The sequence below is a fragment of the Pseudomonas sp. TMW 2.1634 genome (genome assembly GCF_001703595.1).
GTDB classification, from domain to species: domain Bacteria; phylum Pseudomonadota; class Gammaproteobacteria; order Pseudomonadales; family Pseudomonadaceae; genus Aquipseudomonas; species Aquipseudomonas fragi.
This window is the reverse complement of the sequence record NZ_CP016849.1, coordinates 46980-70021: the sequence shown is the minus strand read 5'-3', so window position 1 is coordinate 70021 and position 23042 is coordinate 46980. Positions and strand designations below refer to the sequence as shown.

The window sequence follows — 23042 nt, the reverse complement described above, 5'->3', positions numbered from 1 at the left end:
AAATCTACAGCTCTGATATGCTTCATGGCCTGTGGCCTGAGGTAAAACCATGCAACTCATTGATATCGGCGTCAACCTGACCAACCCAAGCTTCGACGGCAAACACCAGGCCGTGCTGGATCGCGCTTACGCAGCTGGGGTGTGCCAATTGGTACTGACCGGCACCAGCGTTGAAGGCAGCGAACAGGCCTTGCAACTGTGCCGCGAGCTGGACGAAAGCGGCCAGCGCCTGTTCTCTACGGCCGGCATTCACCCGCACGCGGCCAGTGACTGGAACGGCGACAGCGCCCGCCAGTTGCTGGCCCTGCTCAAAGAGCCAGGCGTCTGTGCCGTGGGCGAGTGCGGGCTGGACTTCAACCGCGACTTCTCGCCCCGCGCCCAGCAGGAGAAAGTACTGGAAGAGCACCTGGCGCTTGCTGTTGACCTGCAATTGCCGGTGTTTTTGCATGAACGTGATGCCAACCAGCGCTTGCTGGAGATCCTGCGCGACTTCCGCGACCGCTTGCCGGCGGCTGTTGTGCATTGCTTTACCGGGGAGAAAAAGGCGCTGTTCAGCTACCTCGACCTGGACCTGCATATCGGCATTACCGGCTGGATTTGCGACGAACGCCGGGGCACCCACCTGCACCCGCTGGTGCGCGACATCCCCCGTGGGCGCCTGATGCTCGAAAGCGATGCGCCGTACCTGTTGCCGCGGACCCTGCGACCAAAACCGAAAAGCGGCCGTAATGAACCGGCCTACCTGACCGATGTACTGCGCGAAGTGGCGGTGCACCGTGGCGAAAGCGAACAGGACCTGGCCGAACACACCACCGCGTGTGCGCGGGGGTTTTATGGGTTGCCGGTACTGACAGACTGACGCCCCATCCCTTGTGGGAGCGGGCTTGCCCGCGATGGCATCGACGCGATTTACCAGAAAGACCGCGTCGCCTGCATCGCGGGCAAGCCCGCTCCCACGCAGTGCCTCTTTTGACCCACATCAACAAGATCGTCACTGAATAGCGGCACAATGATGGCACCTTGCCAATATTGTTTGCGCCAACTCAGAGAAGACCTCCCATGGGCACCTGGCTTAGCAACATCTCGCTCAAATACAAATTCTGGGCTGTCAACGCGGTGGCGTTTGTCACCACGCTGCTGCTGGTACTTTACGCCGTGCAGCTTGAGCAGCAATCGCGCAGCCATGCTGCGCAAGCCAACGCCCAGGCCCAGGCGCAATTGCTCAGTGCCTGGCCCCCCGGGCAGCCCTTGCCCGAGGCCAGCCAGTTGCTGCGTCTCGAACCTGGGCAAGTCCCCACGGTCAGCGGCCAGCCCCTGCCCCAGTTGAGCAACGCCAACGGCTGGGTGCCGATCAATCCCATGCCCCTGTTCGGTCGCGACCTGCTGCTGGGCGCCGAGGTGCTGACCCGCGACGACGGGCACACAATCGCCGTGCTGGCCCAAACACCCAGCCTGGCCCAGGTGTTTGTCGAGCGGCTGCCCAACTATGCCGCCGCCGTGCTGATCCTGATGCTGGCCATGCTCTGCGCCTCGCAGCTGCTGATCCGCTTTTTGCTCAGCCAGCTCAACACCCTCAAGGACGTCATGCTGCATGTGGAGAAAACCGGCGACTTGTCCGCCCGGGTGCCGCTGGCCTGTACCGATGAAGTCGGGCAGATGGCCAGCGCCTTCAATGCCATGCAGGCCGGTTACCAACGAGTAGTAAACACCGTGGCCCAAACGGCCGCGCAACTGGACGCCGGTGCCGCGCGCCTGGCCAGCAGCATGGACGAGGTACGCCACGGCATGCTGGGCCAGCAAAGCGAAACCGACCAGGCTGCCACCGCCATCAATGAAATGTCGGCCACCGTCTACCATATTGCGCAACACGCCGGTGCTACCCGCGACCTGTCGCAAACCGCTGACAACCTGGCCGGCAGTGGCCAGCAGGTGGTCAGCCGGGTGCAGCAATCCATCGCCAGCCTGTCCACCGGGGTGCAAACCACCGCCGAGATGATTCAGCAACTGGCCCAGGACAGCCAGAAGATCAACGGCGTGGTCAGCGTGATCCACAGCATTGCCGAGCAGACCAACCTGCTGGCTCTTAACGCCGCCATCGAAGCGGCCCGCGCAGGCGAGATGGGCCGGGGCTTTGCCGTGGTCGCCGATGAAGTGCGGCATCTGGCCAAGCGTGTGCAGACCTCCACCGACGAAATCACCGCGATGGTCTCGGCCCTTCAGGCCGGCACCCGTGATGCCGTGGATTTTATGCAGGAAAGCTCGTTCAAGGCCGACGACTGCGTGCAGCAGGCCCAGGAAGCCGGCGCGGCACTGGCCGAGATCACCCACGCGGTGGCGCAAATGCGCGAAAGCAATACCCAGATTGCCGTGGCAGCCGAGCAACAAAGCCAGGTGGCCGAAGAGATGAACCGGGCGGTGGTGAGCATTCGTGATGTCACCGAAAACACCGTGCAACAGACCGTCGATTCGGCCACCACCAGCAATGAGCTGGCGACCCTAGCCGGCGAGTTGAACCGGGCGATCGGTCAACTAAAGCTATAAGGCCAATAGCCATTGTTGATTCGCCGCAAGGCGGCCCTGATTCTATGATTTGTTTATCCGGTTCAGCCCAGGCTGAACCCTCGAACAAGGAGAGCAATCATGGGCAAACGTCATCCAAACCTACCCGCCTGGCAATGGCGCTCCACCCCGCAAAGCCATCAGGGCCGCGCGCATCAGGCCATCAACCTGATCGCGGTACCCTTGCTGGTGGTGGCTTTCCTGCTGCTGGTGTCAGGCGTGTTCAGTGAAAACGCCACCAGCGCGGTGATCGGCCTGGTCGCCCTGTTTGCAGCGCTGATCCTGAAACGCCAGGGCCACAAACTCGCCAGCGAAACGGACAACAGCCAGGCCTTCTGATTAACCGAACACGGCTACGGTCTGGCGGCTGAGCGCAATCAACTCGCCGCCAGGGCCCCACAGGTTGGCGGCCACATGGCCGTAGCCGTCCCGGGCATGCTCGATGACTGCCAGGTACTTGCACCACTCAAGGGTGCTGACCGTTGGCAGGGGCTGCACAAACTCGATGGTCCAGGTCAGCGTGCTGCCCGCTGTGGGTTTGTTCAGCAACGGCAACAGCGCAGGTGGCCAGGTATCGACCAGCGCCAGCAAATGGGTCTCGGTCAGGGGCTCGTCCTGCACGTCACCGGCAAAACGCACCCAGCCGCCCATTTCCCGCGTGCCTCGACCAGTAAACGGCAGCGCCCCCACAGCCCAGGCCATGGACATGTGCCGCATGAATTCAGGGGTAACGCCCTTGATATAGGGCAATAATGGGCACTCCTCGACGGCCTTCATGTCAGGGGCCGGCAGGCCTTCCACGTTCGCCGCCGACTGCCGGGATGCACCAAAACTGCCTTGCACCAGGGTCACCACCTGACCGTCCTGCAGGGCACGGCCCAGCACCTGGCTAACTGCCTTGCCCTCGCGCAACACCTCGACCTCAAAACGGATGGGCACATCCGCTGCCACCGGCCCGACAAAACTCACCGCCAGCGAACGCAACGCCCGCTCGGGGGCGATGTGCGCGCGCATGGCTTCGTACTGCAGGGCCACCACCAGGCCACCAAAGCTGGCACGGCCCTGGCCCCAATCGGCCGGGATAGTCACGTCCAGCGGGGTTTGGCGCACTGCCGCCACTAACTCGCGAAACTGCATAAGCACCTCCAAACAGATAAACAGGCCGGGATACTACCCATCCAGGGGGCGCCGCACAGTGACGTATCGGCCAAAGATCAGGAGTGAAAGCACGCCGCACTCAGTTTGATCAGTGCCTTGTCAGCCCGTTTTTCGCCGTGTTCCAGGGTGGCCTGCCACTGCGCGACACAGGGTTGCAGATCGGCCTGCTGCCCGGCCTGCAGCAACCACTGCCAGGCATCGTGCCATTCGCCCAGGGCCTGTTGCGCAGCCTTGAGGCGTGCCAGCACCAGCGGCGGCAACTGGTTCAGCTCGGGATAAGCCTCGGCCGCATAGCGCACGCGCTTGATCAACAAACGCACGCGATGGCGGTCATGGCCCGGGTCATTAAGGGCTTTTTCCAGGGTTTGCCACTGTTTATCCAGCACCTTTTCGATGCGCTGGCGCAAACCGCGCAGCAGCCCTTCACGCTCGGCCGCGCGCAAAAAACGTGGAAACACATCGAGGATCATCAGCAACTGGGCCAGTTGCTCGCTGTCCGCCACCCGGGCATAACTGCCGGCCAACTGCTGCAAGCGCCGTTGGGCCAGCCCGGTGTAGCCCGCCTTGTGCAGATGGGCAGCCAGGACCTCAAGATCGCGCAAGGGCGTAGTCAAAACGCCCACCTGGGACGCTGACATCTCCAGTTGCACCACCCCCGGCAGCCCGCGCAAGGGCCGCAGCAGGCTGCGCAAGCGGCGCACCGTGGTGCGTAGGTCGTGCAGGGCCTCGGGGTCCGTATCGGCTTCCAGGCGCGCCTGGCAAGCCCACAGCTTGACCTCCAGACGCGCAATATTGGCCACTATCCGGTCAACCAGCTCAGACATCCTCACCCTCCCCTCTTACCGCGACGGTTCAACGCCCGGCGCGGGATTCACGAATGTAGAAACGCGCCTTTTCGGCTTTTTTGGTGCAGCCCTCAAAGGCTTCGAATTGCTGCTGGGTCTTGGCTGCGGTCAGCAGGGACAAGGCCTTGGAGTAGCTGACCGTACCGGCAAAACCTTCCGCCTTGGCCAGGTCCAGCTCGTGCCAGGCCGCGTCGAGGTTGGTGGCACAGGTGTCACGGTAGGCTTTGGTCCCCGCACATCCGGCCAATGCCAGGGCAATCAACGGCACACAAATCCATGCTTTCATGGTGTTTCCTCAAGAATTGAATGTTCAGTGCAGTCTCAGACGAACAACCTGCATAAAAGTGCCACAACACCCCCCATCTAAAAAACCTCACTTGCCAGCCCTAGCCTAGCTCGTGGATCCGGGTTCATCCTCAAAGCTGTCACTACACTTAACAAAAAGGCATTGTGAGTGTCTGTCAGGGGGAAAGGCCGCTCATGAAAAAAACAATTGCATTGGTATTGGGCTCCGGTGGCGCCCGGGGCTATGCCCATATTGGCGTCATTGAAGAACTTGAAAGCCGGGGCTATGAAATTGGCTGTATCGCCGGCTGCTCAATGGGCGCAGTGGTCGGCGGCATTTATGCCGCCGGCAAGCTTGACCAGTATCGCGACTGGATTCAAAGCCTGGACTACCTCGATGTGTTGCGGCTTGTGGATGTCAGCTTTCGCCTGGGGGCGATTCGCGGTGAAAAGGTCTTTGGCCAGATCCGCAATATCGTCGGCGAGATCAATATCGAAGACCTGCGCATTCCCTACACTGCCGTGGCCACCGACCTCACCCACCAGCAGGAAATCTGGTTCCAGGAAGGCTGCCTGCACCAGGCCATGCGCGCCTCGGCAGCGATTCCCAGCCTGTTTACCCCGGTGATGCAGGGCAATCGCATGCTGGTGGACGGCAGCCTGCTCAACCCGTTGCCGATCGTGCCGGTGGTGTCCAGCAACTGTGACCTGATCATCGCCGTCAACCTCAGCTCGACCCTGCAGAGCCACTACCAGTTGCCGGTTATCCAGCGGCCTGCGGCTTTTAAAGGGCGTTTTGACAACCTGATGAGTTCGCTGGGCTCACGCATCCCGTTTCGCAACAAACACGCCGAGCAATTGCTCAATCTGGAGCAGGAAATGCTTAGCCCCCTGGAGGAACCGCAGAGCAACCCCTGGCTGGACTCTACCCAACCTGCGCGGCCCGGGGCGCAAGAGGGCTCGCCCAAGTCGGCCACCGGCTCGGTGATCATCGACAACGTGGGCCCGGCTTCACTGCTGGACTTGATCAACCAGAGTTTCGAGGTAATGCAAACCTCGTTGGCGCAATACAAGATTGCCGGTTACCCGCCCGATATCCTGATCAACGTGCCCAAGCGGGTGTGCCGGTTTTTCGAGTTTTACAAAGCGGCCGAGCTGATCGAGCTGGGGCGGATCATTACCCGAGATACCCTGGACCGCTACGAAAAGGACGCGGCGTCCAACAACCGGTAACCCACCCCGGCCTCGGTCACGATAAACCGCGGCCGGGTCGGGTCATCCGCCAGTTTCTGGCGCAAATGGCCAACCACGATGCGCAGGTAATGGCTGTTCTCGGTGTGGGTCGGGCCCCAGATATCCTTGAGCAGTTGCTGCTGGGTGATGACCCGCCCGGGATGGCGCGCCAGTTGCGCCAGCACGGCGTACTCCTTGCGGGTCAGTGCCACCTCGACGCCATCGAGCAGCACGCGGCGAAACGCCAGATCCACGGTCAACGGCCCAAGCACAAGGGCCGACTCCCGGGTTTCGCCTGCGGGGGCCTGGCGCAGCAAGGCCCTGATTCGCGCCAAAAATTCCTGGATACCGAAGGGCTTGGTCACATAATCGTTGGCCCCACCGTCCAGTGCCTGGACTTTTTGCGCTTCGCTGGCGCGCACCGAGAGCACCAGCACCGGCGCCCCGGACCACTCGCGAAACTCGCGCAGCACGTGTTGGCCGTCCATGTCCGGTAACCCCAGGTCCAGCACCAGCAGATCGGGCTGCCCCAACGCAGCCTGGCTCAGGCCGTCGGCACCGGTGGCGGCCTCCAGCACGGTATAGCCCTGGGACACCAGGCTGATACGCAGAAACTTGCGGATCTGCGGTTCGTCATCGATGACCAGGATGGTCGCGCTCTGGCTCATGGGTGTATGCCGCAATAAGGGGGTGGCCCAAGAATATCAGTCTTCACGCTCCGGCCCCTCATTGTCCATGCCCGGCTGGGCGCTCAACGGCAGATACAGGGTGATGCAAGTGCCCTGCCCGCCGATGCCCTCGCCCACTGTGATGCGCCCGCCGTGGGCACCCACCATGCCCATGCAGATCGCCAGCCCCAGGCCCGTGCCCTGGCCGCCGCGATCACCCCGGGCGGCGGTGTAGAACATGTCGAAAATCTTCGCCCGATCCTCCTCGGGAATTCCCGGCCCCTGGTCACTGACGGCAAACCACAACTCGCTGTCATCGGCCCCGGCCGTCAACTGCAAGCGGCCGTGGGCCGGGGAAAAGCGCGCGGCGTTTTCCAGCACATTGACCAGCGCCTGCTCGATCAGCGCACCATGCACATGCAGCAGCGGCAATTGCGCCGGTACATCCACCTGCACCTGCAAGGGCGCCAGCACCGCACGCAGGCGGTTGAGGGCGCTGCCGGCAATGTCGGCGGGCGACACCCAGTCACGGGCCAGTTTCAGCGCGCCGTGGCCCAGGCGGGTCATGTCGAGCAGGTTCTGGATATAGCGGTCCAGGCGCTCGGCCTCATCGCGGGTGCCTTCAAGCAACTCGCGCCGATCGCTCAGCGGGATGGCCTCACCCAGCGCCAGCAAGGTGTCGATGCTGCCGCGCATGCTGGTCAGCGGCGTGCGCAAGTCATGGGACACCGAGGCCAGCAGCGCGCTGCGCAGTTGCTCGGTTTCGCCGTGCAGGCGCGCCGCTTCCAGGTCCTGGGCCAGACGCGCACGGGCCAGGGCCTGGGCCAGGGGTTGGCTCAGGGCCATCAGCAAACGCCGACGCTGACCAGTCAACGGCTGCCCGGCTTTGGGGCATACGCCGAGCAAGGCCAGCGGCCCTTCTTCGGCGCTGATCGGCCACCACCACCAGCGCCCCATCGGCAAGGTACCCGTGCCCTTGCCGGCGGGCTGGTCATGGCTCCAGGACCAGTCCGCGGCGGCGCGCTCGGCTTCGGATAACTGCAACGGCCCGCCAGCCTCCACGTTCCAAGCGCCATTGCCATCGCGGTTGAGCAGGCACACATCCAGCTCTTTCCAGCCGCTCAAATGCTGCCCGGCAGCACTGACCACGGCCTTGCGGTCGGTGGCGGCGGTGAGCTTGCGCGACAGGTCGAGCAGTTCGGTGGTCTCTTGCTGGGTGTCGCGCAATACCTGCAATTGTCGACGCTGGCGAGCTGCCAGTTTGCCGGTGAGCGCTGCCATCAGCAGAAAGAACAGCAGGGTCAGCACATCTTCTTCGCGCTGGATGCTGAACGAGAAATTAGGCGGGATAAACAGAAAGTCATAGGCCAGAAACGACAGCGCCGCACAGGCCAGCGCCGGCCCCAGGCTGCTGCGCACCGCCACCAGCAAGACGGCGGCGAGAAACACCAGGGAGATATTAGGCAGCGCCAGCACGCTGGACACCCCCCAGGCCAGGGCACTGGCCAGTACCGTGGCAATCAGCGCCAGGCCGTAGTCGAACCACACCAGCGAGTGCGGGTTGCGGCTGACAGTGGGCGGCGGCGATTGCTCATTGTCGAGCACGTTGATTTCCAGGCCGTGGGCATCGCGCAGCAAGCGCGTCGCCAGCCCGCCACCAAACAGGCGACGGCGCCAGGTGAGCCGCGATTGCCCCACCAGCAGCAGGCTGGCACGGCGTTCGCCGGCATGCTGGATCAGGGTTTTCGCCACTTCCCCGGCGCGCAGCACGACCACCTCCCCGCCCAGGCGCTCGGCCAGTTGCTGGGCGCTTTGCAGGCGCAGGCGCGATTGCTCGTCGCGTACTGTGCCGTTGTCTACATGCACCAGGCTCCAGGGCAGATGCCGGCGCTCGGCCACCCGGCTGGCATGGCGCACCAGGCGCTCGGCATGCAGGTCACCGTCCACCCCTACCAGCAAACGCCCGCGCAGTGCCGGAGCAGCCTGGCCTTGCTGGCGGTAGCCCTTGTCCAGTTCATCGTCGACATACACCGCAGCCGTCTGCATCGCCAGTTCGCGCAGGGCATTGAGGTTGGTCTGGCTGAAAAACGCATCGATGGCTGCCCGCGCCTGCTCCGGCACATAGACCTTGCCCTCGCGCAGACGCTCCAGCAGTTCCCGCGGCGGCAGGTCGATCAACAGCAGTTCGTAGGCCTCCTGCACCACCCAGTCGGGCACGGTTTCGCGCACCTGCACCCCGGTGATCCCGCGTACCTGATCGTTGAGGCTTTCCAGATGCTGGACGTTGACCGTGGTGTAGACGTCGATCCCGGCGGCCAGCAGTTCCTGCACATCCTGCCAGCGCTTGGCATGCCGGCTGCCAGGGGCGTTGCTGTGGGCCAGCTCATCGACCAGTACCAGCTTGGGCCTGGCTGCCAGCAGGCCGTCCAGGTCCATTTCCTCAAGCTGCACACCACGGTATTCCGAGCGCAGCATGGGTTGCTGGGACAGGCCGTTGAGCAAGGCTTCAGTTTCGGCCCTGCCGTGGGTTTCGACCACCCCCGCCAATACGTCGACACCCTGGCGCAGTTGAGTGTGGGCGGCCTGCAGCATCGCGTAGGTTTTGCCCACGCCGGGTGCCGCACCGAGAAACACCTTGAGCCGGCCACGGCCTGCGCGGGGTAGATCGGCTAGCAGCGCATCGGCGCGGGCGGAATGATTCATGTGATGTCCCTGTGTCAGTACGACTTGTGGGAGCGGGCTTGCTCGCGATGCAAGCGATGCGGTCCGCCAGATACACCGCAGTGCTGCCATCGCGAGCAAGCCCGCTCCCACTCATGGAGGTGTCAGTTATTGAGCTGCGCCAATGCCCGGTTCAACAGCAACACGTTAACCACCGGCGGCCCCACCAGCGGCCGCTCGATATGCTCCGCCACCAGCTGTTCAACAGCCTGCACCGGCAGGCTGCGAGCGGCAGCTACCCGTACCAGTTGATAGCGTATTGCCTCTGGTGGCAAGTGCGGGTCGAGCCCGCTGCCCGAGGTGGTCAGCAGCGCCAGGGGTACCGGCCCCTGGCCCGGCACGGCAAGCTGGGCGGCACTGTCCTTGACCCGTGTGGCCAGTGCCGGGTTGCTCGGCGCCAGGTTGCTGGCCGAACTGGCCACGGTGGCAAACGCCCCCGCCGAAGGCCGCGGGTGGAACCAGCCGTCGCCAGTGAAATCCTGCGCAATCAGCGCCGATCCCAGTACCTTGCCGGCACTGTCACGCACCAGGCTGCCATTGGCCTGTTCCGGGAACGCCAGTTGGGCAATGCCAGTCACGGTCAGCGGGTAGATTACGCCGGTAATGGCAGTCATCAACAGCAGCAGGCTCAGGGCCGGGCGTAAAAAAGTAGTCATGGTGTAACCCTCCAATGCTTAAACCAGATGCAATGCCGTCAGCAGCATGTCGATCAGCTTGATGCCCACAAACGGCACCACCAGCCCGCCCACGCCATAGATCAGCAGGTTGCGCCGCAGCAGGTGCGCGGCGCTGGCCGCCTGCACCCGCACGCCACGCAGCGCCAGCGGGATCAGCACCACGATGATCAGCGCGTTGAACACGATGGCCGACAAAATGGCGCTTTGCGGGCTGCTCAGGCCCATCACGTTGAGCACGCCCAACTGTGGGTAGATCGAGGCAAACAGCGCCGGCAGGATCGCGAAGTACTTGGCCACGTCATTGGCAATCGAGAACGTGGTCAGCGCACCGCGAGTCACCAGCAACTCCTTGCCGATCTGCACCACGTCCAGCAGCTTGGTGGGGTCGCTGTCCAGATCGACCATGTTCGCCGCCTCACGGGCCGCCTGGGTGCCATCGTTCATGGCCATGCCCACGTCTGCCTGGGCCAGGGCCGGGGCGTCGTTGGCGCCGTCACCACACATGGCTACCAGACGACCGTCATTCTGCTCATGGCGGATGCGCGCCAGTTTTTTCTCCGGCGTGGCCTCGGCCAGCACGTCGTCCACCCCGGCTTCAGCGGCAATTGCGGCGGCGGTCAGCGGGTTGTCGCCCGTCACCATGACAGTGCGGATACCTAACTTGCGCAGTTCGGCAAAACGCTCGCGAATACCGGGCTTGACCACGTCCTTGAGATGGATCGCCCCCAGCAACTTGCCCTGGGCACACACCAGCAACGGCGTGCCGCCACTCTGGGCGATCTTGTCGATTTCCCGGGACAGGGCCGGCAACAGCTCGCCGCGCTTGAGGCCGACAAACGCCAGTACTGAATCCACCGCCCCCTTGCGGTACACCTGACCGTTGCAGTCGATCCCCGACAGGCGGGTTTCAGCGGTAAACGGCACTGCAATGAACTCGGACGCAGACAGTTCGGGCAGGCTGTACTGGCCCCGAATAAACTCGACGATGGACTTGCCCTCCGCCGTCTCGTCCGCCAGCGAGGCGCGCAACGCGCCCTCGGCCAGCTCTTTGGCGGTCACGCCGGGGGCGGCATACAGCGCCGTGCAGCGGCGGTTACCGAAGGTGATGGTGCCGGTCTTGTCGAGCATCAGCACGTGCACATCCCCCGCCGCTTCCACCGCACGACCGGATTTGGCGATGACGTTGAGACGCACCAGGCGGTCCATGCCGGCAATGCCGATGGCCGACAGCAAACCGCCGATGGTGGTGGGGATCAACGTCACCAGCAGCGCCACCAAAAACACCAACGGCAGGCTGCCACCGGCAAAGTATGCGAACGGCTGCAAGGTCACGACCACGATCAGAAAGATCAGGGTCAGGCCGATCAGCAGGATATCCAGGGCGATCTCGTTGGGGGTTTTCTGCCGCTTGGCGCCTTCGACCAGGGCAATCATACGGTCCAGGGTGGACTCGCCGGGGTTGGCGCTGATCTGCACCAGCAACCAGTCACTGACCAGCCGCGTGTTGCCGGTCACCGCCGAGCGATCACCGCCCGACTCACGGATCACCGGGGCCGATTCACCGGTAATCGCCGCTTCGTTGACTGCGGCAATCCCTTCAATCACCTCGCCGTCGCCGGGGATCATCTCCCCCGCTTCGACGCGCACCACATCCCCCTTGCGCAGGCGGGTGGCCGGGACGATTTCAAAGCCCCCGGTGGCAGTGCGCCGACGCGCACTCAAGCCCACGCTGCCGGCCTTGAGGCTATCGGCGCGGGCCTTGCCGCGGCCCTCGGCCAAGGCTTCGGCAAAGTTGGCGAACAGTACGGTAAACCACAACCACAGGGCGATTTGCACCGCCACCCCGGTGGGTACCGCCGGCTCGGGCATAAAACACAGCACGGTGGTAAAAATCGCGGTCAGTTCGACCACCAGCATCACCGGCGAACGCTTGAGCTGGCGCGGGTCCAGCTTGACGAACGCTTGCAGCAGCGCCGGGCGCCAGATGGCAGCGAACGAGGTTTTCGCAGCCTTGGCTTGCGGGGTGGGCGTCAATTTTGAAACAGGAGCAGGCATGGTCATCATCGTCTCCTCAGAAGCCCTGGGTCAGTTGTTCGGCGATTGGGCCGAGGGCCAATGTCGGCAAAAAGGTCAGGCCGCCCACCAGCATGATGGTCACCGTCAGCAGCGCGACAAACAGCGGGCCGTGGGTCGGGAAGCTGTCCTGGCCAATGGGCGCACTTTTCTTGATTGCCAGGCTGCCCGCCAATGCCAGCACCGGCAGGATGTAACCGAAGCGCCCGATCAACATGCCCAGGCCCAGCATCAGGTTGTAGAACGGTGTGTTGGCGTTAAGCCCGGCAAACGCCGACCCGTTGTTGGCACTGGCCGAAGTAAAGGCGTACAGCACCTGACTGAAACCGTGGGGCCCGGGGTTGCTCACCGAGGCCACGGCACTGGGCAGCACGGCGGCAATCGAACCCAGTACCAGCACGCCTACCGGCATTACCAGCAAGGTCACCACCAGCAGCTGGACTTCCCTGGCCTGGAGTTTTTTGCCCAGGTATTCAGGGGTGCGGCCGATCATCAGGCCGGCGAGGAACACCGCGATCAACACGTTGAGCAACATGCCGTAGAGCCCGGCACCGACACCGCCGAAGATCACTTCGCCGACCATCATGTTGACCAGCGCCACCATCCCGGTGAGCGGGTTGAGGCTGTCGTGCATGGCGTTGACCGAGCCGTTGGAGGCCGAGGTCGTGGTTTCGGTCCACAACACGCTGCCGGTGGTGCCGAAGCGGGCTTCCTTGCCTTCCAGCGGTGCGCTCTGTTCAACCAGCGGGCTGTTGAGTGCCGGGTTCGGCTGGTACTCGGCATACAGCGCCGTACCGCCGCCGATCAGGAACAAGGCCAGCATGCAGGCGATGATTGCGCGGCTCTGGCGCAGGTCCTTGACGTAATGACCGAAGGTGAACACCAGTGCCACCGGGATCAGGATGATCGAGGCCAGCTCGAACAGGTTGCTCCAGGCACTCGGGTTCTCGAACGGATGCGCCGAGTTCACACCGAAAAAGCCGCCGCCGTTGGTGCCCAGTTGCTTGATCGCAATCTGGCTGGCAGCCGGGCCCAGCGGGATCACTTGATCCGTGCCCTGCATCGTCACGGCATTGACGTAATGGGCGAAGGTTTGCGGCACGCCCTGCCACACCAGAAACAACGCCAGCACCAGGCACAACGGCAGCAGGCCGTAGAGGGTGGCGCGGGTCATGTCGACCCAGAAGTTGCCCAGGGTATGGGCCGAGCGACGGCTGATACCACGGCACAAGGCGACCAGCACGGCCAGGCCGGTGGCGGCGCTGACAAAGTTCTGCACAGTCAGCCCGGCCATCTGGCTGAAGTAACTGAGGGTCGCTTCACCGCTGTAGCTCTGCCAGTTGGTGTTGGTGACAAAACTCACCGCGGTGTTGAAGGCTTGCGTCCACTCCTGCCCCGGCAACTGCTGGGGGTTAAGTGGCAGGTACTGCTGGAACAGCAAAATGGCGAACAACAGCACAAAGCCCATCAGGTTGAAGACCAGCAGGGCCAGGGTGTATTTCTGCCAGCTTTGCTCGGTGGCCGGGTCGACCCCGGCGATGCGATAACAGATTTTTTCGACCGGCCCCAGAACCGGGCTCAGCCAGGTGCGCTGACCCTCCATCACCTTGTAGTAAAAACGCCCCAGCCAGGGTGCAGGCAACAGCACCAAGGCAAAAAAGGCGAGGATCAGCCCATAGTCATAACTGTGCATACCCGCTCCTAGTTCCGATCTGCGCGCAACAGCGCAACCAGCAGATAAACGAACAGCGCCACTGCCAGCAGCAGCGACACCCCATCCAGAATGCCCATAACAACTCTCCCCAGGCGGCACCTGCCGCGTATGGAGAGAGTGTGGGGAATCAGGGCGTAAAGGATCGAGACCGAGAGGGATGCGGGGGCGTAAAGAAGGCGTAAAAAAGCAGGCAAACACTGTGGGAGCGGGCTTGCTCGCGGTGGCGGCGACGAGGTGTGCCGGTCAAACCGCAGCGATTCGATCGCGAGCAAGCCCGCTCCCACAAACGGAAGGGGCTGTCAGCGCAACAGCGGGCTGTCCAGTACCTCGGAAGTGCCGCCCAGCACGCTTTCGCTCAGCTGGATAAAGCTCGCGGTGTTGACCTTGTCCATGCGCATCAACGCCTGGCTGACATCATCCAGCGAGCGCTTGCTGTGGGTCTGCAAACGGATTTCACGGTCCAGTGCCTGCAACAGCGTGACTGCCCGCGCAACCATTGCCGCGTTGGCCTGCTGGCCACGCAGGCGGGTGACGTTTTTACCGGCAGCGTTGAGCCTGTGCTGCAGGGTCTGGTAACGCTCATCACTCATGCCGCCAGCGCGGCGCAGCAGTTCGATGGCGTAGTACTCGCTCAAGCCCTCGCCAATCCAGTCATGCCCCGGCTCGTCATTAATGCCGCTGAACAACTGCACCACTTCACGCAACAGCGGGCTGCTGCCGCTCTCGCTGACCAGCGGCAAACCGCTATAGAGGTAAATCGAGTTGCGCCCCGCCGCGCTGCCTTTCCACATCGGGCTGCCTGCGCCGACGATCAGCAGCTTGGCCGGGTTGCGCGGGAACACCGCCTGCACCTGCGGCCAGACAAACGTGAGCAGGGTCAGCACATCCATGCGGTGCATGCCCTGCCCCTTCGGCGCGCTCACCGTGACTTCGGTTTCGCCCAGGGTGGTGCGGCGGCTGCCCAGGTTACCCGCGAGCATCCAGCCGGTGGGGCGGTCAAACAGACGCGACACATCATCGATACGAAAGCGGTTTTTACCGATACGCGGCCAGGCGGTTTCAACGCTTTTCCAGCCCTTGGGCAGTTCGAATTCAAGCCGCGACACCAGCTCGACCCCATCCTGCTGATCGAGGTTGGCAGGCGGGACCAGCTGTTCACCGCGAAACAATGCCCAGTCAGGCGTGATGCGGGTGTCGAAGGTGCCGTTCTTGCGCGGCTGGCTCAGGCGCACGCGGTAACTCAGGCTGGCACTGCCCGGTGCCGGGCGCCAAAGGCCACGGCTATGTGCCGGGTCAGTGCTCAGTTGCCATTGCCCGTCGGCCTTGAAATCGCTGTAACTGCCCGGCGCGCCCAGGTCGAAGTCCAGGCTGCGCACGGTCGCCCCTTCGGCCAGGGTGATCCGCACCTCGGCCTGATCGCTTTTGGGCAGCAACTGTACGTGATAGTCGAGCGCAACTTTTTGCGCCGCCCACAGCGGGCCAGCCGCCAGCACGAGCAGCAAACCCAGGGGCAATGTGTAACGCAGCGGCATATACGCTCCTTGCTAACCGCTCCGGCACTTAGCCGGCGCGGAAAATCAGATGATCTTCCCAGTCGTCTTCCGGCACGCTGCCTTCGGCCAGCATGCGCCCTGACTGTGAAATGCGTTCGTGATGCACAGCATCCGGGTCGCCGCACACCAGGTGATGCCACAGCGGCAGATCCTTGCGCTCGCTCACCAGCCGGTAACCGCAGGTCGGCGGCAGCCACTTGAACTCTTCGGCCTTGCCCGGCGACAGTTGAATGCAGTCCGGGACTGAATCACGACGGTTAGGGTAGTCAGTGCACTGGCACGTCTTCAGGTCGAGCAGCTTGCAGGCGATGCGCGTGTAGTAGACGCTGTTGTCGTCTTCATCTTCGAGCTTTTGCAAGCAGCACAACCCGCAGCCGTCGCACAGCGACTCCCATTCCTCTTGATCAAGTTGATCGAGGGTCTTGCGGATCCAGAACGGTTCAACGATTGCGGCCATGGTTCAAACATCAACATCAGGGAGTGGAAAAGGCCGCCAGTCTAGTGCCCAAGGCCCCGCGGGCCAAGGGCTTGTCGTCAGACTTGTCAGCTTGACGGCATCCCAGTAGTTTTAGCCGCTGAATTGAGCCGTTACATTTACCTCAGGAAACCGCCATGCCTGCTAGCATCCGCAAAGCCGATCACAGCATTCACGAGCAATTTACCCAGCGCTGGTCGCCCCGCGCCTTTACCGACGCGACCATCGACAAGGCCACCCTGCTGAGCTTTTTTGAAGCCGCACGCTGGGCGCCGTCGGCCTACAACGCACAACCCTGGCGTTTTCTGTTCGCCCTGCGCGGCACCCCGGAATTTGACCGCTACCTGAGCCTGCTGGTGGAGTTCAACCAGGGTTGGGCCAAGCATGCGGCGGCACTGGTGGTGATTGTGTCCAAGACTACTTTCGCGGCCCCCGGCACCACCGAAGAAAAACCGGCACCGACCCACGCCTTCGATACGGGCGCAGCCTGGGGCCACCTGGCCCTGCAGGCGCACTTGAGCGGTTGGCACACCCACGGCATGAGCGGGCTGGATTTTGAGCGCGCGCGCCAGGAACTGAAAATCCCTGAGGGCTACCAGGTGCAGGCGATGGTTGCGATCGGCAAGATCGGCGACAAGTCGAGCCTGGTGGATTACCTGCAAGCCAAGGAAGTGCCAAGCCAGCGCGAACCGCTGAGCAAGCTGGTGGCTGAAGGCGATTTCAGCCTGTAATCCGGCCCTTTGTGGGAGCGGGCTTGCTCGCGATGGCTTCGACGCGATTTACCGAATAGACCGCGTCGCCTGCATCGCGAGCAAGCCCGCTCCCACAGGTTTCAATATCCGCGGTCGAAATCCACTTCGCCGCGCAATGGCTCACCTGCCTGATAGGCCCGCAGGTTATCGACAAACAACTGCACCATCATCGGCGGCGAAGTCGGCGCCGAACTATGACCGGTCAGCAGCAAGCCCCAGGCGGTCCAGAACGGGTGCTTGGCCGGCAACGGTTCCTGACGGCACACGTCAATCACCGCCCCCGCCAGATGCCCCACGCGCAAGGCCTCGACCAGGTCAGCATCGACCACGGCCACGCCACGCCCGGCATTGATAAACACGGCATTGGGGTTGAACTGCGCAAACAGCTCGGCATCGTACACATCATGGGTGTCCGGGGTATTGGGCAGCAGGTTGATCACGTAATCCACCTGCCCGACCAGGCGCGGCAAATCGCTCAGCACCCCCACTTCCTGGAACGGCGCCAGTTCACGGGGGGTATTGGCAATGGCATACAGCTCGACGCCAAAAGGCAGCAGAAACTTCGCCACGGTCTGGCCAATATCCCCGGCCCCGACAATCAGCACCTTGCGCCCCACCAGGCTCTGGCCCATGCGGTTATCCCACTTGCGCTCAACCTGGCTGACCAGCCGGGCCATGACTTCACGCTCGTGGCCCAGCATGTACGTCAACACGTATTCGGCCATCACCTGGCCAAAAATCCCCACCGCACGGGTCAGCCGATAATCACGGTTAAGGCCATCGGCCAGCAACGGCGTAATCCCCGCCCAGGTCGACTGCAACCACGCAGGCTTGTGGCCCTGACGCATCAGGGTCGCCAGCAGGTCCGGCTGGCCCAGCCATACCGGGCACTCGCCGGCCATGCGTGACAATTGCTCGGAGTCGCCGCTGGACTGTACCTCAAGATCGGGGGCAAGGCGTTGCAGCAGTTGGGTGTAGAGCGGGTAATCGTTCTCGGCAATCAGGACGCGCATGTTTGCAACCTTTCCAGAACACTGCCAGCGCCCGCCGCCGGGGTTTGCCCCGGCGCGTTCAGGCACCGCCAATCAAAATGAGTCCGTTTCAGACAGGCGCCCGGAACCGGGCACCTGGCGCTGCACTTACATCGGGTCGTTGCGACGCAACAGCTCTTCGGGCAAGTGCTCGATGTATTCGTCTTCGGCAGGTGGCATTTGCAGGTGGTAACCCTGGGTTTCCAGGTTTTCCAGCACCTTGGTGATGTCTTCGCGCGACAGCTTGCGCTCCGGGGTCAGCACCAGGTCAAAGGCATGGATCGCCTTGCCGAACGCCAGCATCAGGGTTTCCGGTACGCGCTCCAGGGCATCGGCCTTGAGCACATACAGGTACATTTCGTTGCGCTTGGTGCTGCGGTAGATCGAGCAAATACGTTTCAAGACGGTTCTCCAGCAGTGGCCAGGCAATCGAGCAAGGCCTGGCCCATCAGCTCACGGCGCCAGCCGCGCAGTGAGTCCGGCAATTGATAAGGGCCATTGGGGAAGCCGCTTTTAAGCAGGGCTTCCAGGGTTTTCTTGCGCAGCATCAGTTCCGGCGCGATGTTCAGGCGCTCGGCCTCGGCCTGGCCGATGGCCCGCAGGCGCTTGATCAGCAGCGCGGCCTCAACCGGCAACGGCTCGGGCACGGCAGGCGGCCATTGTTCCGGCGGTAGACTGCCAGCCCGCTTGATCAGATCAAGCAAAAACTCGCCGTCCTGACGCACGGTACGCGGGTGCATGTCTTCGATACGCGCCAGCGCCACCAGGTTGTCGGGTTGGGTCTTGGCCAAAGGCCACAGGGCGTGTTCACGAATCACCCGGTTGCGCGGCAGGTCCCGGGCACGGGCTTCGTGCTCGCGCCAGGCGCAGATTTCACGCAGTACCGCCAATTGGGCCCGTGACAGTTTCCAGGCCAGCTTGGCGTCGCGGTACACCTCATAGGGGTCTGTTTCGCGGCGCAGGTTGGCAACCAGCTCGGCGCCATCTTCCAGCACCCAGTTGTATTTGTCGGCCGACAGGCGCGGGTGCAGCAACTTGTAGACTTCGGCCAGGTGTACGGCGTCTTCGGCGGCGTAGCTGATCTGGGTTTCCGACAGCGGGCGCTGCAGCCAGTCAGAGCGGGTCTCGCCCTTGGGCAGGTCGATGTCCAGCACTTCCTTGACCAGGCGCGAATAGCCCATCGAGAAGCCCAGGTTCAGGTAGGCTGCGGCAAGCTGGGTGTCGAACAACGGCACGGGCAGGCTGCCGGTCAGGCGCAGCAACACCTCAAGGTCTTCGCTGCAGGCGTGCAGCACTTTGACCACCGCCTGGTTTTCCAGCAAGGCGGCCAGGGGCTGCCAGTCGTCGATGGTCAACGGGTCGATCAGGTACGCCCGGGTGCCGTCGCCAATCTGGATCAGGCCGGCAATCGGGTAGAAGGTATCGACCCGCATAAATTCGGTGTCGAGGGCTACGAACGGCAATTGTTGCCATTCGGCGCAATGTTGGCCGAGGCTATCGTTGTCGCGAATCCAGTGAATATCGATGGCCACACGGCTCTCCCTTGAAGAATGGCGCGCAGTATATATCGCCGCCAGGGATTTCCGGAGACTGACTCGACACGTTGTACGCGAAAAAGCCTACGAAGTTTCAATCTAAAACCCGCAGCCACTTACTGTTTTTAGTTGTAGGCTGCTCGATTTCGTCTCAAAACGGTTTTGTTACAACACATTATGTGACAAGCCTGACGGGCCACCGCGCGAGGACACGCGTAGATTTACGCCCTATAAGAACCGAGGATGACACCATGCATATGCCCCGCAAACTGTCAGTTGTTGCGCTTTCACTGGCAGGCCTGAGCGCGTTCGCCAACGTCGCCTGGGCTGAACAGACCGCGCCCAACATTGAGGCCGTTGTGCAAGACGGCGCCAAACAAGTCATGCAACGTTACAACGTGCCCGGCCTGGTCATTGCTGTGAGCGTTAACGGCAAGCAACAGTTTTACACCTTTGGCGTGGCATCAAAGGCCACCAACGCCCCCGTCACCCCTGACACGCTGTTCGAAGTTGGCTCCATCAGCAAGACGCTTACCGCCACCCTGGCCACCTATGCCCAGGCCCAAGGCAAGCTGTCATTGAGCGATACCGTCGGCAACTACGAGCCGCAACTTCAGGGCACGCCCTTTGGCAAGGTGGCACTGACTCACCTGGCCACCCATACGGCCGGCGGGTTCCCCTTGCAGGTCCCGGACAGCGTACAGAACGAACGCCAACTGATGGACTATCTCAAGGACTGGAGGCCGGTGTACCCGACGGGTACCCAGCGCAGCTATGCCAACCCCAGCATCGGCATGCTCGGCGTGATTGCCGCCAAAAGCCTGGACCTGCCATTTACCCAGGTCATGGAGCAGCAACTGTTCCCGGCACTGGGCCTCACAAGCAGTTACTACACGGTCCCCGAAGGCAAAATGGCCCTGTATGCCCAGGGTTACGACAAGCAGGATGCACCGGTTCGGCTCAACTCAGGCGTACTGGGCAATGAAGCCTACGGCTTGAAGACCACTGCCCGCGACCTGATCCACTTTACCGAACTGAACCTGGGCAGGGGTGAAGCCAGCCCGTTGCTGCGCAAGGCCCTGAATGACACCCACACCGGTTACTTCCGCATAGGCCCCATGACACAGGACCTGATCTGGGAGCAGTACCCTTATCCGGTCGAACTCAAGTCTCTGCTGGTGGGCAACTCGAACAAGATGGCCTACGAGAACAATGGTGCCATTGCCCTGAACCCGCCTTTGCCCCCCCAGCAAGCGGTTTGGATCAACAAGACCGGTTCTACTTCAGGCTTTGGTGGCTACGCTGTGTTTATACCGGCGGAGCAAAAAGCGATCGTGATCCTGGCCAACAAGAACTACCCCAACGATGCACGGGTCGAGTTGGCCTACAAGATCCTCAACGCCGTGAATTAAGTGTCTTTGCGCAAGATGTAGATGCTGCCCAGACCACAGCCGGGCAGCACCTCATACTGTTTGAGGATGCTGAAGCCCGCCAGCGCAAACTGGGCTTCAATCTCGCCCTTGCTCACCACGATGGGTTGCGGGTCCTGGGCTTGCCCCGCCGGGCGGCCAAGGGTGACTGACAGGATCAGGCTGTCACGGCTCACCCGGTGCAACTCACGCAAAATGGCCAGGCGATGATCACTGTCACGCACATGGTGAAACAGCTGCATGCAAAAAATGCAGTCCACCGCGTTTTCCGAAATATCAATGGAAAACACCGAGCTCTGGAACAGTTTGATGCGCGCCAGCAAGCTGGCAGGATGGTGGGTCTGGGCATGACTGAGCATGTCCTGCGACGAATCGCAGGCCAGGATCACCCGGTTACCGTGCTCGGCCAGCACCGGCCAGTAACGCCCGGCGCCGCATGCCAGATCAAGGATAAGGCCGGGCTCGCCCGCGACCTTGAGCGCCCGGCGCACCAGGCGCCGCTCGCGCCACAACGCCAGCCTGCGCACAAAGCCTTGTGGCTGTGCCTGCTGGCAAACCTTCGCATGCTCGCGGTCATAACGCTCGGCGAACTCATGCTCAATCGGGGTGGAAGGTGGCTGCGACGACATGGTCCGCGAACTCTTGTGTTTGATGATGATCTACACAGAGATTAACGGGGCGCCAGTGAAAAAATTGTCAGAAATCCATGAAAATAGGCATGGAAGAGTGGGAGCGGGCTTGCTCGCGATTGAATCGACTCGGTAATTCAAACAACTCGCGTCGCCGCATCGCGAGCAAGCCCGCTCCCACAGGTCAGGCCTGCTGCAAATACCAGCGCCAGTCCTGCTCGCCCACTTCGCCCATGAACTGACGGTATTCGGCGTTTTTCACCGCTAAATACACTTTCAAGAACTCGGCCCCGAACGCTTCTTTCGCCCACGCCGAGCCCTGCAGCGCCCGCAAGGTGGTCAGCCAGTCGGTGGGCAGCCGCTCGCTGGCCTGGGCATAACCATTGCCTTCAACCGGCGCACCCGGGTCCATCTGCTGGCGAATGCCGCGATGAATCCCGGCCAGAATGGCCGCTGCAGCCAGATACGGGTTGGCATCGGCGCCACAGATGCGGTGCTCGATATGCCGCGAAAAGGCCGGACCTCCCGGCACCCGCAAACTCACCGTGCGATTGTCCACGCCCCAGGTCGCGGCCAGCGGCGCGTAGCTGTTGCTCTGAAAACGGCGATAGGAGTTGGCATTGGGGCAAAACATCAATAACGAATCGAGCAAAGTGCTGAGCATCCCGCCCACCGCCTGCCTGAGCAACGGCGTGCCCTCGGGTGCTTCGCTGGCAAACAGGTTGTTGCCGTGCTTGTCGGCCAGGCTCACATGCATATGCATGCCAGTGCCGGCCAGGTCATCAAAAGGCTTGGCCATGAAGCAGGCCTGCATGCCGTGCTTGTGCGCAACGCCCTTGACCAGACGCTTGTAGCGCACCGCTTCGTCCATCGCCTGCAAGGCATCGCTGCGGTGCTCCAGGGTGATTTCCACCTGCCCCGGTGCATATTCGGAAATCGCCGTGCGCGCCGGGATCCCTTGCAACTTGCAGGCACTGTACAAATCGGCAAGGAACGGCTCGATCTGCTCCAGTTCGCGCAGGCCGTAGACCTGGGTTGCTCGCGGACGCTGGCCATCGGCATCGCGGGCCGGTTGCGGGCGGCCGTTGCTGTCACGCTGCTGGTCGAGCAGATAAAACTCCAGCTCGGCGGCCATCACCGGGTAATAACCGTCGGCCTTGAGGTCGTCGATCACCCGGGCCAGCAAGTGCCGGGGGTCGGCCACCGTGGCGGGCATGCCCTGCTGCGGGTGCATGCTGACCTGCACCGCCGCTGTCGGTATCAGGCGCCACGGCATACGTTGCAAGCTGCCACTGATCGGGTAGGCACGGCAGTCGATATCGCCCACATCCCACACCAGCCCGGTGTTCTCCACATCATCGCCATTGATGCTCAAGCCCAGGATCGTGCTGGGCAACGGCCGCCCGCTTTCATAGACCGCCAGCAGCTCGTCACGGTGCAGCAACTTGCCTCGGGGCACACCGTTGTTGTCGATGATAAACAGCTCGAACATCTCGATGTCCGGGTTCAGTTGCAGAAAATCCAGGGCTTCTTGCACCGGGGCAAACGCGGTTGTGGCACTCATGGCAATACTCATCGGCTCGTATCAGAAAGGCGCACGGGGGCGCAGTCGTTCAGGATTTGACGGGGCGATGAAATCCGGCGGGCGGGCATGACGACAGTGAAACAAGGCCCAGAAGGCTTGCCAGGGGCACTGAGTGCTGC

General features: G+C 62.6%; 22 protein-coding genes. 6 read left to right on the top strand and 16 right to left on the bottom strand.

What is annotated here, in order from left to right; all coding sequences use genetic code 11:
* Positions 1 to 49: 49 nt before the first annotated feature.
* The 3 genes from BFC21_RS00335 to BFC21_RS00325 all read left to right on the top strand — a co-directional run bounded on the left by BFC21_RS00335 (position 50) and on the right by BFC21_RS00325 (position 2898).
* On the top strand, positions 50 to 859 hold the full coding sequence (locus tag BFC21_RS00335) for a TatD family hydrolase (protein WP_088379358.1): 810 nt from the start codon (positions 50 to 52) through the stop codon (positions 857 to 859).
* 200 nt (positions 860 to 1059) lie between these two features.
* Positions 1060 to 2541, top strand: coding sequence for a methyl-accepting chemotaxis protein (locus BFC21_RS00330; RefSeq protein ID WP_095004187.1), 1482 nt, complete (start codon positions 1060 to 1062; stop codon positions 2539 to 2541).
* Positions 2542 to 2640: 99 nt separating this feature from the next.
* Positions 2641 to 2898, top strand: coding sequence for a terminase (locus BFC21_RS00325; protein ID WP_120265498.1), 258 nt, complete (start codon positions 2641 to 2643; stop codon positions 2896 to 2898).
* On the opposite strand, the gene BFC21_RS00320 is transcribed toward BFC21_RS00325, so the two are convergent.
* The 3 genes from BFC21_RS00320 to BFC21_RS00310 all read right to left on the bottom strand — a co-directional run bounded on the left by BFC21_RS00320 (position 2899) and on the right by BFC21_RS00310 (position 4848).
* Entirely contained in the window at positions 2899 to 3696 is a 798-nt protein-coding gene (locus BFC21_RS00320) for an acyl-CoA thioesterase II (protein ID WP_088379355.1), read from the bottom strand.
* A gap of 77 nt (positions 3697 to 3773) precedes the next feature.
* On the bottom strand, positions 3774 to 4541 hold the full coding sequence (locus tag BFC21_RS00315) for a CHAD domain-containing protein (protein WP_088379354.1): 768 nt from the start codon (positions 4539 to 4541) through the stop codon (positions 3774 to 3776).
* A gap of 28 nt (positions 4542 to 4569) precedes the next feature.
* Entirely contained in the window at positions 4570 to 4848 is a 279-nt protein-coding gene (locus BFC21_RS00310; protein ID WP_016780105.1) for a hypothetical protein, read from the bottom strand.
* 194 nt (positions 4849 to 5042) lie between these two features.
* Here BFC21_RS00310 and BFC21_RS00305 point away from each other — a divergent pair, with 194 nt between their 5' ends.
* Entirely contained in the window at positions 5043 to 6080 is a 1038-nt protein-coding gene (locus BFC21_RS00305; protein ID WP_088379353.1) for a patatin-like phospholipase family protein, read from the top strand.
* Here the strand turns inward: BFC21_RS00305 and BFC21_RS00300 are convergent.
* The 8 genes from BFC21_RS00300 to BFC21_RS00260 all read right to left on the bottom strand — a co-directional run bounded on the left by BFC21_RS00300 (position 6047) and on the right by BFC21_RS00260 (position 15943).
* Positions 6047 to 6748 carry a response regulator gene (locus BFC21_RS00300; RefSeq protein ID WP_088379352.1) on the bottom strand — a complete coding sequence of 234 codons (702 nt, stop codon included), beginning with the start codon at positions 6746 to 6748 and terminating at the stop codon, positions 6047 to 6049. The genes BFC21_RS00305 and BFC21_RS00300 overlap by 34 nt on opposite strands.
* Positions 6749 to 6784: 36 nt before the next feature.
* Positions 6785 to 9451: a sensor histidine kinase KdpD gene (locus BFC21_RS00295; protein ID WP_120265497.1), complete on the bottom strand. Its 2667-nt coding sequence runs from the start codon at positions 9449 to 9451 to the stop codon at positions 6785 to 6787.
* 122 nt (positions 9452 to 9573) lie between these two features.
* The gene (gene kdpC, locus BFC21_RS00285; protein WP_088379350.1) at positions 9574 to 10125 is read right to left on the bottom strand and encodes a potassium-transporting ATPase subunit KdpC; all 552 of its coding nucleotides are present in this window, start codon (positions 10123 to 10125) and stop codon (positions 9574 to 9576) included.
* Positions 10126 to 10143: 18 nt separating this feature from the next.
* Positions 10144 to 12207 carry a potassium-transporting ATPase subunit KdpB gene (kdpB, locus tag BFC21_RS00280; RefSeq protein ID WP_088379349.1) on the bottom strand — a complete coding sequence of 688 codons (2064 nt, stop codon included), beginning with the start codon at positions 12205 to 12207 and terminating at the stop codon, positions 10144 to 10146.
* 10 nt (positions 12208 to 12217) lie between these two features.
* Complete coding sequence (gene kdpA / locus BFC21_RS00275) at positions 12218 to 13912, bottom strand: potassium-transporting ATPase subunit KdpA (RefSeq protein WP_120265496.1); 1695 nt, start codon at positions 13910 to 13912, stop codon at positions 12218 to 12220.
* An 8-nt stretch (positions 13913 to 13920) separates the two neighbouring features.
* Positions 13921 to 14010 (bottom strand): K(+)-transporting ATPase subunit F, encoded by a 90-nt coding sequence (gene kdpF, locus BFC21_RS00270; protein ID WP_016780098.1) that lies wholly within the window; start codon positions 14008 to 14010, stop codon positions 13921 to 13923.
* A gap of 222 nt (positions 14011 to 14232) precedes the next feature.
* Complete coding sequence (locus tag BFC21_RS00265; RefSeq protein WP_095004195.1) at positions 14233 to 15465, bottom strand: hypothetical protein; 1233 nt, start codon at positions 15463 to 15465, stop codon at positions 14233 to 14235.
* A gap of 28 nt (positions 15466 to 15493) precedes the next feature.
* Positions 15494 to 15943 (bottom strand): YcgN family cysteine cluster protein, encoded by a 450-nt coding sequence (locus BFC21_RS00260; RefSeq protein WP_016780096.1) that lies wholly within the window; start codon positions 15941 to 15943, stop codon positions 15494 to 15496.
* Positions 15944 to 16098: 155 nt separating this feature from the next.
* Here BFC21_RS00260 and BFC21_RS00255 point away from each other — a divergent pair, with 155 nt between their 5' ends.
* Entirely contained in the window at positions 16099 to 16692 is a 594-nt protein-coding gene (locus BFC21_RS00255; protein ID WP_088379346.1) for a nitroreductase family protein, read from the top strand.
* Positions 16693 to 16793: 101 nt separating this feature from the next.
* On the opposite strand, the gene BFC21_RS00245 is transcribed toward BFC21_RS00255, so the two are convergent.
* The 3 genes from BFC21_RS00245 to rnd all read right to left on the bottom strand — a co-directional run bounded on the left by BFC21_RS00245 (position 16794) and on the right by rnd (position 19276).
* On the bottom strand, positions 16794 to 17726 hold the full coding sequence (locus BFC21_RS00245) for a D-2-hydroxyacid dehydrogenase (RefSeq protein WP_083369836.1): 933 nt from the start codon (positions 17724 to 17726) through the stop codon (positions 16794 to 16796).
* 126 nt (positions 17727 to 17852) lie between these two features.
* On the bottom strand, positions 17853 to 18146 hold the full coding sequence (locus BFC21_RS00240) for a YcgL domain-containing protein (RefSeq protein WP_016780093.1): 294 nt from the start codon (positions 18144 to 18146) through the stop codon (positions 17853 to 17855).
* Positions 18143 to 19276, bottom strand: a complete 1134-nt coding sequence (gene rnd, locus BFC21_RS00235) for a ribonuclease D (protein WP_016780092.1) — start codon at positions 19274 to 19276, stop codon at positions 18143 to 18145. The genes BFC21_RS00240 and rnd overlap by 4 nt, the downstream gene beginning before the upstream one ends.
* Positions 19277 to 19530: 254 nt before the next feature.
* Between rnd and ampC the strand changes: the two genes are divergently transcribed.
* The gene (gene ampC, locus BFC21_RS00230; RefSeq protein WP_120265495.1) at positions 19531 to 20691 is read left to right on the top strand and encodes a class C beta-lactamase; all 1161 of its coding nucleotides are present in this window, start codon (positions 19531 to 19533) and stop codon (positions 20689 to 20691) included.
* Here ampC and BFC21_RS00225 read toward each other — a convergent pair.
* Both BFC21_RS00225 and BFC21_RS00220 read right to left on the bottom strand, forming a co-directional pair.
* Positions 20688 to 21338, bottom strand: a complete 651-nt coding sequence (locus tag BFC21_RS00225; RefSeq protein WP_088379344.1) for a class I SAM-dependent methyltransferase — start codon at positions 21336 to 21338, stop codon at positions 20688 to 20690. The two genes, ampC and BFC21_RS00225, sit on opposite strands and share 4 nt — an antisense overlap.
* A 184-nt stretch (positions 21339 to 21522) precedes the next feature.
* On the bottom strand, positions 21523 to 22902 hold the full coding sequence (locus tag BFC21_RS00220) for a glutamine synthetase family protein (RefSeq protein WP_120265494.1): 1380 nt from the start codon (positions 22900 to 22902) through the stop codon (positions 21523 to 21525).
* Between the last annotated feature and the right edge of the window lie 140 nt (positions 22903 to 23042).

Coding starts and splice junctions, on each gene's coding strand:
- BFC21_RS00305 (WP_088379353.1), top strand. CDS start 5,043: ATGAAAAAAACAATTGCATTGGTATTGGGCTCCGGTGGCGCCCGGGGC.
- BFC21_RS00220 (WP_120265494.1), bottom strand. CDS start 22,902: ATGAGTGCCACAACCGCGTTTGCCCCGGTGCAAGAAGCCCTGGATTTT.
- kdpC (WP_088379350.1), bottom strand. CDS start 10,125: ATGACTACTTTTTTACGCCCGGCCCTGAGCCTGCTGCTGTTGATGACT.
- BFC21_RS00315 (WP_088379354.1), bottom strand. CDS start 4,541: ATGTCTGAGCTGGTTGACCGGATAGTGGCCAATATTGCGCGTCTGGAG.
- BFC21_RS00265 (WP_095004195.1), bottom strand. CDS start 15,465: ATGCCGCTGCGTTACACATTGCCCCTGGGTTTGCTGCTCGTGCTGGCG.
- kdpB (WP_088379349.1), bottom strand. CDS start 12,207: ATGACCATGCCTGCTCCTGTTTCAAAATTGACGCCCACCCCGCAAGCC.
- BFC21_RS00295 (WP_120265497.1), bottom strand. CDS start 9,451: ATGAATCATTCCGCCCGCGCCGATGCGCTGCTAGCCGATCTACCCCGC.
- BFC21_RS00245 (WP_083369836.1), bottom strand. CDS start 17,726: ATGCGCGTCCTGATTGCCGAGAACGATTACCCGCTCTACACCCAACTG.
- BFC21_RS00255 (WP_088379346.1), top strand. CDS start 16,099: ATGCCTGCTAGCATCCGCAAAGCCGATCACAGCATTCACGAGCAATTT.
- BFC21_RS00260 (WP_016780096.1), bottom strand. CDS start 15,943: ATGGCCGCAATCGTTGAACCGTTCTGGATCCGCAAGACCCTCGATCAA.
- BFC21_RS00310 (WP_016780105.1), bottom strand. CDS start 4,848: ATGAAAGCATGGATTTGTGTGCCGTTGATTGCCCTGGCATTGGCCGGA.
- ampC (WP_120265495.1), top strand. CDS start 19,531: ATGCATATGCCCCGCAAACTGTCAGTTGTTGCGCTTTCACTGGCAGGC.
- BFC21_RS00300 (WP_088379352.1), bottom strand. CDS start 6,748: ATGAGCCAGAGCGCGACCATCCTGGTCATCGATGACGAACCGCAGATC.
- BFC21_RS00330 (WP_095004187.1), top strand. CDS start 1,060: ATGGGCACCTGGCTTAGCAACATCTCGCTCAAATACAAATTCTGGGCT.
- kdpA (WP_120265496.1), bottom strand. CDS start 13,912: ATGCACAGTTATGACTATGGGCTGATCCTCGCCTTTTTTGCCTTGGTG.
- kdpF (WP_016780098.1), bottom strand. CDS start 14,010: ATGGGCATTCTGGATGGGGTGTCGCTGCTGCTGGCAGTGGCGCTGTTC.
- BFC21_RS00225 (WP_088379344.1), bottom strand. CDS start 21,338: ATGTCGTCGCAGCCACCTTCCACCCCGATTGAGCATGAGTTCGCCGAG.
- BFC21_RS00335 (WP_088379358.1), top strand. CDS start 50: ATGCAACTCATTGATATCGGCGTCAACCTGACCAACCCAAGCTTCGAC.
- BFC21_RS00320 (WP_088379355.1), bottom strand. CDS start 3,696: ATGCAGTTTCGCGAGTTAGTGGCGGCAGTGCGCCAAACCCCGCTGGAC.
- BFC21_RS00325 (WP_120265498.1), top strand. CDS start 2,641: ATGGGCAAACGTCATCCAAACCTACCCGCCTGGCAATGGCGCTCCACC.